Genomic DNA, 15271 nt, shown 5'->3' with positions numbered 1-15271 from the left:
CAGCATGACGTTCTATTTTTAGCTGCGCTAAACCCCACCTGCTCCTCCCACCTCATTCATGGACTGTTCCCGCTGCATCACGCTCGAAAATGCCCGCGTCCGGCTTCGGCCGCTGGATACGTCGGACTTCGAAGACCTGAAAGCCGTCATCTTCGACGATGATATCTGGCGCTTCACCACCACGCCCAACCCCGGCGACTCCGTGGGACTGGCCGCCTACCTCACCCAGGCTCTGCAGGATCGGGAAAAGCACGTGCGCTACCCCTTTGCCATCGTCGACCGGCAGACGGGCCGCGTGGTGGGCAGCACCAGCTACGGCAGCTTCGCATTGCCCGAAAAGCGGCTGGAAATCGGCTGGACGTGGATTGGCACCGATTACCAGCGCACCGGCCTGAACCGCGCCGTGAAGCATTTGCTACTTAAATACGCGTTTGGCGAGCTGGGCTGCGAGCGGGTAGAGCTGAAAACCGACGCCCGCAACTGGAAATCCCGCGAGGCTATGCGCCGCATGGGCGCTACCGAGGAAGGTATTCTGCGCAGCCACATGTTCACGCAGGGCGGGCTGCGCCGCGACTCGGTTTATTTCAGCATTCTGAAGCCCGAGTGGGACCAGCTGCGCCTCACCGTTTTCCGCGAATTCGACGCCCGTGGCTGAACCCTCCCAGGATAGTTTGCTGCGCCGCCGCGTGGCTAGCTTCGGCCACGCTTTCCGGGGCGTGGCATCGGCGCTGCGCTCCGAAGTGCACATGCGCTTTCACGCCGTGGCCACGGTGGTCGTCATTGGGTTCGGCTTCTATTTTGGCATTTCCCGCCTCGAATGGGCCCTAGTGGCGCTGGCCGTGGGCACCGTTTGGACGGCCGAGCTACTGAATACGGCTATAGAAGTCGTGGTCAATCTAGTGTCGCCGGATTACCACCCGCTGGCGGGCAAGGCCAAGGACGTAGCTTCCGGGGCTGTGCTGATGGCTGGGTTTGCGGCCCTGGCCGTGGGCTTGCTGGTATTTGGCCCCCGGGTGTGGGCTTTGTTTGCCACCTGAGCCTAGCACCCGACCGACAAACTGCCTGAGCTGAGAAATAGCGGCGTTCCGGAGAATAGCATCACCTTTGGCACTTGGTGCCTCGTTCAGTTTAGCGCGTATTAGCGGCTGTTGGTTTGGCACCAGGAAATTTTTCCTTTCTCTTACCCAACCTGCTGCTCAGTGATGATGCGTGCTTTTTTAGTGCTGAGCCTCTGGCTGACGTGGACTTCCACAATGGCTCAATCACCCAGCCGTGCTGCCACGCCCGGCTTGGTGCGCCGCGGCCTGCTGCCCGCCGACCAGGACTACCAAATGCTGGCCCTGAACGGCACTACGGCCTACTTACTCGACTGGAAGCAAACCCTGCACCTGCTCGACGTGAGCGTGCCCGCCAAGCCCCGTCGCCTAGGTGGTGCCACTGTGGAAGGCTATCCGGAGCATATAGCTTTCGACGGCGCTACGGTGCTGGTGTATGGCCGCTCGGCCAACGAAGTGCAAGTAGTAGATGCGCGCAATCCGGCCGCGCCCCGGCGCGTGGGGCGCTTTAGCACGGTAGGCCCGCCCACGGCCGCCGTCATCAGTGGAACTACGGCCTACGTGGCCTGCGCCGAAGACAGCGTGGTGCAGATTATCGACTTGCGCAACCTGGCCGCACCGCGCGAGCTGAAGCGGTTCCGGCCCGCGGCAGGAGCCCCGCAGGGCCTGGCACTGGCAGGCGCTACGCTGGCCATTACCATCCGCGAAGCCGATGCACTGGAGCTGTACGACGTAACAAAACCGGCGGCCCCAAAGCAGGTCGGCACTATTTCGACGGGCCTGCAGCCTACCGTGGTGGCCCTGCGGGGCTCGGTAGCAGCCGTCGTGTTCGACGATGATGACCAACTGCAGCTCTTTGATGTAAGCAGTCCGGCCGCACCCGTTCTGCTCCACAGCATCGACCTCAACCAATCGGCCCAGGGCGTGGTTTTGGCTGATCGTATGGCCTACGTTTGGTTTGGCCACGATGGGCTGTACGCTTTCGATATCCAAAATCCTCGGCAGCCCCGGGCCCTGGGGTACCAGCCGCTGCCGGGCTTTCTGCGGGCCGTAGCGGCACAGGGCCCGCAGCTGCTGACGCTAGTGACGGACCACGATTCGGCCGGGCTGGGCCTGTGGCAGGCTACCCCGAAAGCTGGTCCAGAGTGGGAGCCAGCCCCGGCCCCAGCGCCCGTGCCGCCCACCCAGCGCGGCAGTATCCGTACCAGCCGGGAGCCCAACGACGTAGCCGTGAGCGGCCCGGTGGCCTACGTTACCAACGGCAACCACCGCCTGCAACTCTTCGATGTGCACGACCCGGCTGCCTTGGTGCTGCTGGGCTACGCTGGCACGGGCCACGGCACCAGCCAGGTGGCGGTGGCCGGCACCACGGCCTATGTAGTGAACTACAACGGGAATTCCCTGGAAATCTTTGATGCGCGCAACCCGGCCAAGCCCATCCGCAGCAGCCGCTTTGCTACCGCCGCGCAACCCGCCGAACTAGCCGTGCAGGCCGGGCGGGCATACGTAGTCAGCAACCGGGAAAACCTGCTCGAAATCATTGATGTAACCAACCCCGCCAAGCCCGCCCGGTTGGGCACCGCCCCTACCGATGCGGGTCCCAACGCAGTAGCCGTAGAGGGCCAGCTGGCCTGCGTGGCCAATTACAATAGCCGGACGCTCCAGGTATTTGACGTTCGTGACCCAGCCCATCCTCGTCTGTTGGGCCGAAGTGAGACGGGCAGCAAACCCTTAGGCGTAGTCATGGCTGGCGGGCGGGCGTACGTGGCCTGCACGGGCAGCAATGCCGTGCAGATATTCGATATTAAAGACTCGGCCCGGCCCCGGCTGCTGGGCACCGCGGCCACCGACGACGACCCAGTGCGCCTAATAGTGCAGGGCGAAACGCTCTACGTAGTCAATATGGGAGATGATAATCTGCAGGCCTTCGACGTGCGCAACCCGGCCGCGCCGCGCCTCATCGGGAGCATAGCCGCCGGCGACCAGCCGCAGGGCCTAGCCGTGAGCGGCAAGCTGATCTACGTGGTCAGCAACGAAGATAACCAGCTGCGGCTGCTGGAGCTGCCGGCTCCGGCTCCCCGCTAACCAGCCGGCAGGGCGCGGCACCAGCAGGATGTTACTCAACATATAGTAACGGCAATGCGTAACGAAGGTGTTTATAGTGCATCTTTGCCGCCTCTTTTACCTCAGCAGGAGCGGATCATCATCAACCGCCCACTTCTATGCGTCTTTCTCTGCTTTTGGTTACTTCTCTGGCTGCCGTGCTGACCTCCTCCGTGGCCTGCCAGCGCGGCGTAACCGTGAACACGCCCACCGACCCGCCAGTATCGGGCAGCGTGAATGGTACCGACACTCCTAATCCCACCAGCGCCAACACCACCGACCTACGCCCCGCCCGCGCCACGGCTTTCGATACCACCGCCCGCCCCCGCTGGCTGGAAGACCGAATTCAGAAGCACCTGGCCGAGGCCAAGCAAAACCCCATCGTCCAGATTTCGCGCTACACCTACAAAGGCCAGACGGTGTACTACGAAAGTGTGGGCTGCTGCGACCAGTTCTCGAACCTCTACAACGCCAAGGGCAATATCATCTGCCACCCGGAAGGCGGCCTCACCGGCCGGGGCGACGGGCAATGCCCCGATTTCGACAAAAACAAAACCGGCGAGATGCTGGTTTGGCGGGACCCGCGGTAAGCAACAACGACAGCCGGCGGCCCGCTTTCTTCCGCCTTTGCATTCCTTTTTTTACGACCATGATTAACACCAACGAAAAGCTGGGGGCCTACAACGTGTGGGCCAACGAAACCCTGCTGCGCCACCTCGACGGCCTGGTAGCTGCGGGCCAGGAAATACCGGCCGTGTGCCTGCGCCTGTTCAGCCACGTGCTCAATGCCCAAGCCATCTGGATTGCCCGCCTTTCCGGCACCAAAAGTCCGGTAAAAGTGTGGCAGGAGCATGATCTGGCCGGTTTGCACCAGCTGCACCACCAAACTTCCGAACACCTGCACCAGCTCATCATTAGCGCCGATGAGGCCGAGCTGAACCGCCAGATTTCCTACACCAACTCCGTGGGTGATTCCTACACGAGTCAGGTGTCGGATATCTTTACCCACGTGCCGGTGCACGCCAACTACCACCGCGCCCAGGTGGCTACCCGCCTGCGCGAGAATGGCCTCGAGCCCATCAACACCGACTTCATTACCTACTGCCGCGAACTGTCGGCGGCGGGCAAGGAAACGGTGAGCCTGTAGCCTATCACTAGCGGCACAACTGCTATGGCCCTTTGGTTTCTGAACCGAAGGGCTTTTTGCTGGTTATAAAGCATCCTCTATCCCCGGATTTTCCTTGTATGTCCACTCCCGTTCTGAGTGCTGAGCGCCTGGCCGCCAGCTATTCCTACGCCGCTTACCGCCAGCTGATTGACGCTTTGCAGGCCGAAGGCAAGACCACCGGTCCGCAGCAGTCGGAGCTGCTCACCAACTACACCCGCCTGAACGTGCAGCGCATGCAGCGGCTCGACAAAACGGTGCAGCTGCTGCCCGAGCTGCAAGAGGCGCTGGCCCGGCTGACCAAGCCCTACATCTGGCTTATCATCACCGAAGGCTGGTGCGGCGACGCGGCCCAGATTGTGCCGGTGCTGGAAGCCGTGGCCAAAGCCTCGGCGGGCAAGATTACGACCCACTACGTACTGCGCGACGAAAACCTGGATTTGATAGACCAGTACCTAACGGCGGGTGGCCGCTCCATTCCCAAACTCGTGGTGCTGGCCGTCGATACCCTGGCGGAAGCAGCGCAGTGGGGCCCGCGCCCGGCACCGGCCCAAGCCATGTTTCTGAACCTGAAAAGCCAGAACCTGCCATTTGAGGAATTCAGCACCCAGCTGCACGGCTGGTATGCCAAAGACAAAACTCAGAGCACACAACGAGAGCTAGTTGAGTTGCTGCACACCTTGCAATAGACTACTTCTAAAAGCAGAAAAGCCTCTCTTCCTGACGGAAGAGAGGCTTTTCTATTTACTGCGCTTTGCTTAGCGTTGCGCGCGGGCTTCCGACTCGCCACCGCCGCCATTGTCGCTGCTAGCCGGGGCTACGTAGCCTTGCAGCACTGGCTTAAGGCCATAAGAGCCGTTGCCCTTCGCCACTACCTGCCAGTCTGGATCAATGCTGATGAGCACGGCGTAGGGCCGCCCGCCCGACACGCGGGCATCTACTTTCACCTTCAGGCCCGAAGTCTGGCCGCTGGGAGTATCCAGGGCCACCACGCGGCCGTTGCTGAGAGTAATGGTGCTGTTGGCACCCAGTACCAAACGAATCTGCTTTACAGTGCCCGTCTGAAAGCCTGAGGTGGTAAACAGCGGTGCAGCCACAGTGGCGGCATTCAGCAGGTTGCGGCTTCCCGGCTGCACATCCGTGAGCGTAGTCCAGTTGCCAGTGCTCTCAGCCGCATCCTGGCTAACTTCTACCCGCTGCAGGTCGATGTTGATGGCCTGATACGATACAACAGGCTCTTTCTCTTTTTTGGCGGCCTGCGTGGCAGTGGCAGCCGTGGGAGTTGCTACGTCTTGGAGAGCATCTTCGCAGCTAGTAAATGCAAAGCCGGCCGCGAGCAGTCCGGAAAAAAGTAGTTGAGTTTTCATACAAACGGTGGTGGAACAGAAAGACTGAAGAATTGCCGAATCAAACGTAGAAAAACACCTCCAATATCCAACCATATAGGCAGATAAATATTTTTGTATCGACCTGTTTCTTAACCTTATAACACTAACAGAATATCAACCTGTACATTTCTCATACTGAGAAAAACATATAATTTTCACTATGTTTTATTGCGCTTTTTATTCTCCGCTGTTGCTCATTGACAGTGCTTTTTCTACGCTATTGCCTTTAGGGTGCGTATGCGGGCACAAAAAAGCCCGGCTGTAAGCAGCCGGGCTTTTGCAGCTACGGTAGCCGCCTTAATTAAGCTTAAGTGCACCTAAGTCGGTAGCCCGGTTGTTGGTTACTACTACTCCATTAACCGTCACGGGCTTGTAAGCCGACTCGTTGGCCGGGGCAGTCGTGGTGGGATACAGCTCGACGCGGTAGGTGCCGGCGGGCAAGGCCTGCAGCTTAAACGCACCAGTAGCATCGGCCGAAGTGCTGAAAGTATCGGCAACGGTGAGCGACGAGCGGATAGCCAGAATCTGGGGAAGTGCTGCCGCTGGAGTAACCTGCCCATAAAGGCCACCAGCTACATCCTGGGCTACTAGACGAATAACGGGCTTCAGCAGAAACCGCTCCTTCTTGTCGTTGCCGGCCTTCCAGTTGCCACGTTCCACAATAGATTTGGCTACGTCAAAGTCGAGCAGCAGTTGGAACGCCTCCCCCTGCCGAAGGGTCACTTTGTCTAGTTTCAGCTTCACGCCCGAGGTTTGGCCGCTGGGCGTTTTGAGCGTATAGACTTCGCCGTCACGGGTTGTTACGGTGTTGTTCGGGCCCAGAATCAGGCGAATCTCCTTTAAGTCGCCGGCCGCGAAATCGGTGCTAACCAGCAGCGCCGAGCGTCCATTCACATAGTCGAGCACATTGATGGCCTGCGGCGTGAAGGGTAGGAACTGCCAGCCCGTGGGGTCGTTTGCGTCCTTCAGGTGTACTTCTATCTGCTGCACATCCAGGCTTACCCGACTAAAGTCGCCGGGTGCATCGGTCAGCCGCACTTCGAGTTTGGCATTGCCTGAGTTATCGGAGGAGTTGTCTTTGGAGCAGCCAGCCAAGCCCAGTCCGGCCAGGAGAGAGAGAGAGAAAAGGGTTGAAAACTTCATACGGGAAGAGGTGAGGTGGGAAAAAGAGCGGGTAGTGCGGGTCTTGTACGCATTACCCGTTTCTTCGTTTCAGACAATAATCAGTCCGGTTTTACACTAACGCTCTTTCTTTCCTGCTATTGCCCGCTGGCCTTGGCGGTATCAGTTGGCGTGGGGTCAGGGTTTTTGGGAGCCGGCTTTTTGGGCTTGCCAAATAGGTTACCCAGTGTCTGGGTAGCCTGGTTCTTGAGCTTAGCCTGGGCTTCGAGGCGCTTCTTCTCAATTTCCAGCCGGGCTTTTTCCTCCAACTCGGCCCGCTTGCGGTCCAGTTCCTTGCGGGCACTGTCTTGAGCTACTTGAGTGTTGGCCGCCAGCTTGAGCTTGGCGTCGTTTACCTTGCTTTGCACCACACTCTGCACTAGGTTTTTAGCCACATCCTTGGCCTGGCTTTTCACGCCGCCCGTGGTCAGGGCTACCTGCGGGGAAGTTACCATACCCCCTATCTTGAGGCCCAGCGTCACGCGCTCCGTGCCTTTGATGTCCTGCACGCCCGTAAGCTGCGTGAGCTTGGCATTCAGGGCATTACCAACTTTACCCGTCGGCACGTCGAGGGCCATAACGTACTCCAGCCCCCCGCCGATGTTGGACGAGCCGCCCAGGGTGCTCTTAATCTGGCCGACGGTGAAGTCGAACGGTTTCACGATGAAATTGCCGTTGATAAGCTCCGCGGCCACGTCCTTGTTGTTCACCGCGAAGCTCTTGAGCTCTTGCAGCTGGGTCAGGGAGCTGATTTTGCTGAGTACCGGCGAGGCGCCCACCGCCGCCCGAATTATCTCAAACAGGCCCTTGCCAGTAAGCGTGCTATATACCGGCATCATATCCTGGCCCATTTCGCCGCTCACGTTGAAGTTGGTCGAGAAGATACCTTCCACCTGTGAGGCCAGCGGCACCAGCTTTTTCACCGAGTTGAAGGCAGCAAAGGCGTTCTGGAAATCGAGGTTCTTGATGTTCAGGCCCAGGTTGAATTTGGGGTGCGCCAAATCCTTGCTATTGTAGCCGCCGGTGGTGGCGAAGTTGGCACCGAGCGTGTTAAAGGTCAGCCCGTTGAGGTTCACGGCCTGGTCGCGCACCACTACCGCGCCTTTCATGTTGTCGAGCTTCAGGTTGTCGTACACCACTTGGCCTACATTGGCGTTCAGGGTCAGGTCGAAGAACTGCGGAATTTCCAGCACGCCGTCGGCCTTAGTGGCGGTGGCCGGGGCTTTGGCAGCCGTGGCGGCGCCGGCGCTGGGCTTGCCGCTCACGTTATCCACCATCCACTCGTTCACGTTGAAGCGGCGCGAATCCACGTTCAGGGTACCGCGCAGGCTCTGGCCAGGCGTGAAGAGGTAGCCCATATAATTGGAAATCGTGCCCGAAGCGGCAATGTCCGACGAGCCCACGAAGCCCGTCATATCGCGCAGCACAATCTGGTCGTTGTTGAACGTGGCCGTGGCTTTGGTCACCTTTACGCCCTGGGGCAGGTCCTTGCTCTTATACGTCACGTTCTGGGCATTCACCGTGCCCGAGGCCACCACACTCTGGTAGCGGCCGGCTTCGATATCGGCCATTTTGCCCTTGGCGGCCACGTTGCCGTTCAGGCGGCCCGTCACGGTCATGCCTTCCAGAGGGAAAATCTTGGTGAGCTTGGTCAGGTCTACCACGCCTTTAATGTCGGCGTCGAAAATGGGCTTGTCGATATTCTGAGCGGCCACGCGGCCTTCCAGCGGCTCCCCATCCAGCAGCATCCGGAAGCGGAGAATATCAATGCGCGTGTCGTTTACCTGCCCGGTGCTGTTCATCACCGTGCCGTTCAGGGTCAGGTTTTCAATCGGGGCCGGAAACTGCTTCGACTTCACGTAGCCATTCGTCAGATTCATCTTGGCATTCACCACCGGCATTTGGGTTTTGGAATAGATGCCTTTACCAGTAGCGTCCACAAACAGCTGCCCGCGCAGCACCAAATCCTGCACCGGGTACACCTTCATCATCTCGGCCAGATCCACGTTGGCTTTCACGCGGCCGTCAATCTTCATCGGCTCCAGGCCGTCCACGATGACGTTGCCATCCACTGGGTTTTTACCCAGGTCCAGGTGAAACTGCTTCACGTTGACTTTCACGTTGTTGGTGAAGCCCGAGGGGTTGTCCACGTTCATGTCCACGTTGATATTGCGGGCCGCCTGGGGCAGCTGCGGGTAGTGAAACATGCCGTTCTTGATCTGCAGATTCACACCGTAGCCGGGCATCTTCACCTCATTCTGCACACCCTTGAAGTAGCCGTCGAAAGCCACTTTGCCGCTGGCTTCCACGTCCTTAAACTGCGCGGTGTATACGCCCGGCACCAGACTCAGAATGTTCTTGAAGTCGGTTTCCAGCGCCTTGAAGGTCAGGTCGTAGGTAATGTCGGTAGCGTTGGGCAGCCCAATGCTGCCCTGGAACGAAGCCGGGAAATCGTTGAGCTGCACCTTGTTGTCTTTGAAGGTGAACAGCATCTTGTCTAGGTCCATAGCCATGGTCACGTCGGCCGTCAGCTTCTTCTTCGAGATATACTCAGTGCCGGCGTAGGTCATCGACATCTGCTCGGCCGTGGTTTGGCTCACCATGTCGAAGATGTTCTGGGCAAAGTCGCCCGAACCCGAGTGGTTCAGTCCGCGCATTTCCATGCTGAACGGGATGGTACGATCCTCGTAGCGCAGGTGGCCGTTGTTCACCTTCCAGCCTTTGATGGCGAGGCTCACTTGGCTCGTATCCTGGCCCTGGGCGGCGGCAGCCGAGTCCGAAATCATAATGTCCCAGTTGGCCCGGCCGCTTTTCAGTACTTTGGCGCTGATATCGGGCTGGTCGAGCTCAATGGATTTAATCTTAATTTGCTCCCCGCGCACCACGCTCATCAAATCCATACCCACTCGAAACGCGGGCAGGTAAGCCAGCGTGTCGCGGGCAAATGAGTCTTTACCAATCACGCGCAGCTGGTCGATGCTCAGGGCCAGGTCGGGAAAAGTCCGGAACAAGCTCAGGCTCACATTGCCCGGGTCATACTCTACCTTGGCATTCACGCGCTGGGCTAGCTGCTGGTCGAGGGCCTGCTTGATTTTGTCTTTAAACAGGATGGGCGTGAGGGCCACAGCCGCCACCAGTACCACCAGAAAGATCAGTAAGCCTAAAAAGAATTTGCGCATACGAGTAAGAGTAAGGAGTCGGGAAGTAGTAGCAGCCCAGCCGGAGCCGTGCAGCGGCCGGGAAAGGCGGAGCGGACGGGCCGCCGGGTAAAAGTAGATTTGATTTGGAAAAAGCCGCTAGTGCGAGCCCTAAATAAGGCAGAACCAGCTACCACGCCTAGAAGATGGATGATTTTGGCATTTTAGTTCCGCAACACCACGCAAGCCACGTACCAAAGCAGATCCTGAGTGCGTTAGAGAAGTTGCTTATGCGGACCTGCGACTTTGTTTCTTCTACGCCTTACCGTTCCCGCTGGCAGTTGCCGGCCCGGGCAGCACTGGCCTTCGGCCTGGGCCTGGCTGGTAGCAGCGTAGCGCACGGGCAGGATTTGTACTTCGCCCAGCCCTACGCCACCCGCCTGCATACCAACCCGGCTTTCACCGGCCTGCTCGACGACTATAGCCTCACGCTCAACTACCGCAACCAGTTCCCCACCCTGGCCGGCACGTTCCAAACCAGCCAGCTGGCCGCCGATTACCGCTTTAAGGACCAGACCAGCGCCGTTGGGCTGCTGCTGAACGTGGACCGGACCGGCGAAATCGGCTACACCCGCATCGAAGTGGGCGGCACCTACGCCTACCACGCCCGCCTTACGCCCCAGTTTAGCTTCAGCGGTGGGGCGCAGGTGAGCTATGGCAACCAGCGCATCAGCTACGGCAATCTGGTGTTTGGCGACCAGCTCGACGCCAACGGCAGCGTGCAGGGTGGCACCCGCGAAACGCTCGACTTCAACCCCGTCAGCTACCTCACGCTGGGGACCGGCATTCTGGTGTATTCCGACCGGTTCTGGTTTGGCCTGGCCGGGCACCACCTCAACCAGCCCGACCTGGGCTTCCGCAGCCAAACCCAGCTCCCGCTCCGATTGAACTTAAATGGGGGCTACAAACATTACTTCGTGCGCACCAATGTGAAGCAGCAGTACCGAGAAATCAGCCTGTCACCTACCCTCAGCTACACCCGGCAGGGCGGTAGCCAGCGGGCCGAGGCGGGACTCTACGTGGTAGTCACACCCATTACGCTGGGGATTGTCTACCGGGGTGTTCCGTTGCCGGGCTCCCAGCGCCCCCAGCAGCTCCTGACGGCCATTGCCGGGGTGAGTGTAGGAGCATTTCGGCTCGGTTATAGCTACGATGCCAGCCTCAGCGCGCTGAGTGCCGACTTGGGTGGCGCCCACGAGATTTCGCTTAGCCTGCGGCAGTTCGATTCGCTGGAAGCGGCCTGGCGCCGGTTGAAACGCCGTAATTACCCGTCAATTCCTTGCCCGGCGTTCTAATTTTTCGTATTATTGCATCCAAATTGCCTTTCATAAATCATTTTCTCTCAGGTAGTTTCAACTTGATCATGAAATTTTCTAAGTACCTGCGTTTCGCGGTCGTAGGAGCCTGCGCGCTGGCTTCCTGTAAGGGTGGGCCGCCCACTGCTACCAAGCCCGGTAAGTACAGCTCGACCACGGGCATTGAGTACAACACTGAGGAAGGCATGCGAGTGGCCGATTATAAAGGCATTCCCGAAGGCCCCGGTCTGGTCTTCATTGAGGGCGGCCGTACGGTGCTTGGCTCGCAGGAAGAGGACGTAACCATGTCGCACGATAACATCGAGCGTACCGTTACCATCGCCTCTTTCTACATGGATGAAGCCGAAGTAGCTAACATTCACTGGCTTGAGTATCTGCACTTCGTACGTAAGGACTCGTCGGAGGAAATCTATCAGCGCGCCCTGCCCGACACGACCGTGTGGGCCCGCGAGCTGTCGTTTAACGACCCTTACGTTGACTACTATCTCCGCTACCCCGGCTTCCGCTACTTCCCTGTAGTGGGCGTAAGCTGGCTACAGGCCAACGACTACTGCACTTGGCGTACTGCCAAGGTGAACGAGCGTCTGGCAGGCGAGGGTGACGAAGGCGAAAGCGCTCCGAAGAAAAAAGGTGGTCTGTTTGGCCGCAAAAACAAGGATGCCGGCGCCGGCGACGCAGCCGAAGGCACTGAAACCGCCAGCGGCGTAAAAATCTCCATCGAAAACGGCAACACGCTGCCCAACTACCGTCTGCCCACCGAGGCTGAATGGGAATACGCCGCTCAGGCTTTGATCGGTACCCAGGAAGTAGGTAACGAGAACCAGGAAAACAAGCGCATCTATCCTTGGGATGGTCGTCAGGTGCGGAACCCGTATGGCAAGAGCATGGGCTCTTTCTTGGCCAACTTCAAGCGTGGCCGCGGTGACTATGCCGGTATTGCCGGCAGCCTGAACGACGGCGCTATGATTACGGAGTACGTATACGCCTATCCACCAAATGACTACGGCCTGTATAACATGTCGGGCAACGTAAACGAGTGGGTACAGGACATATACCGTCCCCTGTCGTTTGAAGACGTGGAAGATCTGAACCCCTTCCGTCGCAACGGCTTCCTTGACCCTTCGGAGAAGTACGACAAGAAGAACTACCAGTCGCTCATCGATGACCACGTACGCGTCTACAAAGGTGGCTCGTGGAAAGACGTAGCCTACTGGCTGTCGCCCGGTACGCGCCGTTTCATGGCTGAAGATTCGGCTACGGCTGCTATCGGCTTCCGTTGCGCCATGATCAACGCTGGTTCGAACAAGTAACCCTATCGATTCCGCAGATTTTGTGGATCGATAAAAGAAAAAAGGCTACCCAACCGGGTGGCCTTTTTTCTTTTATGCAGGTTGACCGACACCAGCCACGACACCCAGGGAGTTCGAAAATCTACCTCAATCAGTAGTTCAGGCCTACTGCTCGGCGCAGGCAATGGTGGCAATGCTCACCTGGGGGCAACCAGCCGCTATTAGCGCGGCGACACAGGCTTCGAGCGTGGCACCGGTGGTCAGTACATCATCGACTACGAGTACACGCTTGCCAGCCACGGCGGCCGAGTCGGCTACTTCAAACACGGTGGCTACATTGTGCCAGCGCTGGGTGCGGTTTTTCTGGGTTTGGGAATCGGTGTGCTCGGTGCGACGCAACGCGGTGGGGCTCCAGGGCACGCTTAGGCCGGCCGCCAAACCTTCGGCGAAGGAGTCGGACTGGTTGAAGCCGCGCTTGGCCAGCTTACGCGGGTGCAGCGGCACGGGCACAATCAGGTCGAAATCCTGGTTGATTCCCTGTTGGGTAAGCTCAGTGCCATACCAGCGGCCCAGCACCTGTCCCACTTCACGCTGGCCCTGATATTTGAGCTGGTGCAGCAGGTGCTGCACGCGGCCGTGGCGCAGAAACCGCAGGTAACTCAAGGCGTGGCGCACCGGCACTTTGCCCCAGAAACGGCGGGCAATGGGGTTGTGCGCTTCGGGCAGCGTATGGTAGTCGGTGTAGGGCAGCTGGGTGCGGCAACTGGTGCAGATGTGGTCTTCGCCCCGGGCTAATGAATCGGAGCAGGCCAGGCAGACCTGCGGGAAAACCAGACCGAAGAAATCGGCGAACAACGTGGGGAGTAACGACATGGGATACGCAATAACGGATAAGGGTAGCGGCAGAAAAGATACGGATTTGCCTGACTTGCCCGCTATAAAAGTCCGGGAATGAGCACACTGAGCCACGCAGGCAAAACCGGTGGCACCGATGGGCGACTTTTGTACCTACTTTCGTGTTTATAGCCCACACCATTTAGTAAGCTGTTCGCATGAGCCAAGTCACCGAGTTTAATGAGTACCGCCAGCGCATGAATGAGAAGATCATGGCGGCCGATAATAAAGTCATCAAGCGCTTCTTCAACCTCGATACCAACACCTACCAGGCCGGGGCCGTGGACGTGAAAACCAAGGAAATGTTGGGCCTGGCCTGCTCTATGGTACTGCGCTGCGACGACTGCATCAAGTACCACCTGGGTAAGTGCTTCGAGGAGAAGCTCACCGACGAGGAAATCTACGAGGTGTTTGCCATTGCCAACCTGATTGGGGGCAGCATCGTGATTCCGCACTTTCGGCGGGCCGTGGAGTACTGGGAGATTCTGAAGGAGGAAGCCGCGCCCGTAGCCCCACCCCACCACCACGACGCGTAGCAATGGCCCTGCACACGGAAGAAACCGAAGCGCAGTTTGAGGCCCGCTGGTGGCAGCTGATGAACGAGATGCGCGCCCGGTTTGGCAAAAAGCCCGACCTGAACGCACTGCTGCTGCTAATTGGAGTGCAGGAGTTGGGCCAGGGAGCCGGGCCCTTCACCAAGGAGCAGAAGCAGGATTTGATGCACATTGCCACCTGCCGCCTCTTCAGCCTGTCGGGCCACTATGCCCTCGACCATGTGGATGCCGAAGGCTGGCCTCACTACAAGCTGGTGCGCCCGGTGCCTTTTGCCAACCTCAAGGAGCAGGAACGGATGCTGAAATGGCACATGCTGGAGTATTTTGAGGCATTCATGCGGGAAGAAGAATAACGCCCGGCCTTACCCCTGAGTCTGTGAAAATAATTACCTACAACGTCAACGGCTACCGCTCGGCGCTAAGCAAAGGCCTGCTTGATTGGGTGCAGGAAGCCCAACCCGATGTGCTGTGCCTGCAGGAAATAAAAGCGGGGACGGCAGCGCTGGACGTGGCCGGCTTTGAGGCGCTGGGCTACCAGGCATACATTCATCCGGCCCAGAAGCCCGGCTACAGCGGCGTGGCTACCTTTACCAAAATAGCGCCGCAGCACGTGGAATACGGCTGCGGCACCGAGTGCTACGACCAAGAAGGCCGTGTACTACGCCTCGACTTTGCCGACTGCGCGGTGCTTAACGTGTATATGCCCTCGGGCACGAGCAGTGAGGAGCGGCAGGCGTTCAAGGTGGAGTGGCTACACTTTTTCCGACGCTACATCGAGCAGATCAAGGGCAGCGTACCCCCGCTCATTATTGGCGGCGACTACAACTGCTGCCAGCGCGACATTGATCTGCACAACCCCAAGGCCAACCAGAAAAGCCCCGGCTTCACGCCGGAGGAGCGGGCCTGGTTTGCCGATTTCCTAGCCGATGGCTTCGTGGACTCCTTCCGCCACCACTACGGCGACTCCACTGGGCACTACTCTTGGTGGACGTTCCGGGCCGGAGCCCGGGCCCGCAACGTAGGCTGGCGCCTCGACCACCTGTTGGTCGACCAGAGCTTGCAGCCACGCATTGTCAATGCCGCCCTGCTGCCCGACGTGATTCACTCCGACCACTGCCCGGCTGTGGTGGAGTTGAGCTAACTGGCCCC

The 15271-nt window shown here is 59.0% G+C and carries 15 protein-coding genes; 11 read left to right on the top strand and 4 right to left on the bottom strand.

What is annotated here, in order from left to right:
• Positions 1-58 precede the first annotated feature (58 nt).
• From LGH74_RS00320 to LGH74_RS00295, 6 genes are all read left to right on the top strand, one after another.
• Positions 59-655: a GNAT family N-acetyltransferase gene (locus tag LGH74_RS00320; RefSeq protein ID WP_226170223.1), complete on the top strand. Its 597-nt coding sequence runs from the start codon at positions 59-61 to the stop codon at positions 653-655.
• Entirely contained in the window at positions 648-1037 is a 390-nt protein-coding gene (locus LGH74_RS00315) for a diacylglycerol kinase family protein (RefSeq protein WP_226170220.1), read from the top strand. Before LGH74_RS00320 ends, LGH74_RS00315 begins: the two co-directional genes overlap by 8 nt.
• 216 nt (positions 1038-1253) lie before the next feature.
• Positions 1254-3140 (top strand): LVIVD repeat-containing protein, encoded by a 1887-nt coding sequence (locus LGH74_RS00310; protein WP_226170217.1) that lies wholly within the window; start codon positions 1254-1256, stop codon positions 3138-3140.
• Positions 3141-3277: 137 nt separating this feature from the next.
• Positions 3278-3748, top strand: coding sequence for a DUF6970 domain-containing protein (locus tag LGH74_RS00305; RefSeq protein WP_226170214.1), 471 nt, complete (start codon positions 3278-3280; stop codon positions 3746-3748).
• A 59-nt stretch (positions 3749-3807) separates the two neighbouring features.
• A complete protein-coding gene (locus LGH74_RS00300; RefSeq protein ID WP_226170209.1) occupies positions 3808-4305 on the top strand; it encodes a DinB family protein in 498 nt (165 codons plus the stop codon).
• A gap of 98 nt (positions 4306-4403) precedes the next feature.
• Positions 4404-5012: a thioredoxin family protein gene (locus LGH74_RS00295; RefSeq protein ID WP_226170206.1), complete on the top strand. Its 609-nt coding sequence runs from the start codon at positions 4404-4406 to the stop codon at positions 5010-5012.
• A gap of 69 nt (positions 5013-5081) precedes the next feature.
• Here LGH74_RS00295 and LGH74_RS00290 read toward each other — a convergent pair whose 3' ends face one another.
• From LGH74_RS00290 to LGH74_RS00280, 3 genes are all read right to left on the bottom strand, one after another.
• Positions 5082-5690, bottom strand: a complete 609-nt coding sequence (locus tag LGH74_RS00290) for a DUF4382 domain-containing protein (protein WP_226170204.1) — start codon at positions 5688-5690, stop codon at positions 5082-5084.
• A 318-nt stretch (positions 5691-6008) separates the two neighbouring features.
• Complete coding sequence (locus LGH74_RS00285) at positions 6009-6854, bottom strand: DUF4382 domain-containing protein (RefSeq protein ID WP_226170189.1); 846 nt, start codon at positions 6852-6854, stop codon at positions 6009-6011.
• Positions 6855-6970: 116 nt separating this feature from the next.
• Positions 6971-10051 carry an AsmA family protein gene (locus LGH74_RS00280; RefSeq protein WP_226170186.1) on the bottom strand — a complete coding sequence of 1027 codons (3081 nt, stop codon included), beginning with the start codon at positions 10049-10051 and terminating at the stop codon, positions 6971-6973.
• Positions 10052-10299: 248 nt separating this feature from the next.
• On the opposite strand from LGH74_RS00280, the gene LGH74_RS00275 reads away from it, so the two are divergent.
• Both LGH74_RS00275 and LGH74_RS00270 read left to right on the top strand, forming a co-directional pair.
• Positions 10300-11364, top strand: coding sequence for a PorP/SprF family type IX secretion system membrane protein (locus tag LGH74_RS00275; RefSeq protein ID WP_226170183.1), 1065 nt, complete (start codon positions 10300-10302; stop codon positions 11362-11364).
• Between the two features lie 68 nt (positions 11365-11432).
• Complete coding sequence (locus LGH74_RS00270; protein ID WP_226170181.1) at positions 11433-12695, top strand: SUMF1/EgtB/PvdO family nonheme iron enzyme; 1263 nt, start codon at positions 11433-11435, stop codon at positions 12693-12695.
• Positions 12696-12839: 144 nt separating this feature from the next.
• Here the strand turns inward: LGH74_RS00270 and LGH74_RS00265 are convergent, their stop codons facing one another.
• Positions 12840-13547 (bottom strand): ComF family protein, encoded by a 708-nt coding sequence (locus LGH74_RS00265; protein ID WP_226170179.1) that lies wholly within the window; start codon positions 13545-13547, stop codon positions 12840-12842.
• Between the two features lie 179 nt (positions 13548-13726).
• Between LGH74_RS00265 and LGH74_RS00260 the strand changes: the two genes are divergently transcribed.
• The 3 genes from LGH74_RS00260 to LGH74_RS00250 are packed head-to-tail and all read left to right on the top strand — an operon-like array spanning position 13727 to position 15263.
• On the top strand, positions 13727-14104 hold the full coding sequence (locus LGH74_RS00260) for a carboxymuconolactone decarboxylase family protein (RefSeq protein WP_226170177.1): 378 nt from the start codon (positions 13727-13729) through the stop codon (positions 14102-14104).
• 2 nt (positions 14105-14106) lie between these two features.
• Entirely contained in the window at positions 14107-14475 is a 369-nt protein-coding gene (locus tag LGH74_RS00255; protein WP_226170175.1) for a hypothetical protein, read from the top strand.
• 23 nt (positions 14476-14498) lie between these two features.
• Positions 14499-15263 (top strand): exodeoxyribonuclease III, encoded by a 765-nt coding sequence (locus LGH74_RS00250; protein ID WP_226170174.1) that lies wholly within the window; start codon positions 14499-14501, stop codon positions 15261-15263.
• The last annotated feature ends 8 nt before the right edge of the window (positions 15264-15271 follow it).

The organism is Hymenobacter lucidus (assembly GCF_020447265.1).
Lineage (GTDB): Bacteria > Bacteroidota > Bacteroidia > Cytophagales > Hymenobacteraceae > Hymenobacter > Hymenobacter lucidus.
Note: the sequence above shows the minus strand (reverse complement) of the source record. Positions and strands in the feature narration are given on the sequence as shown.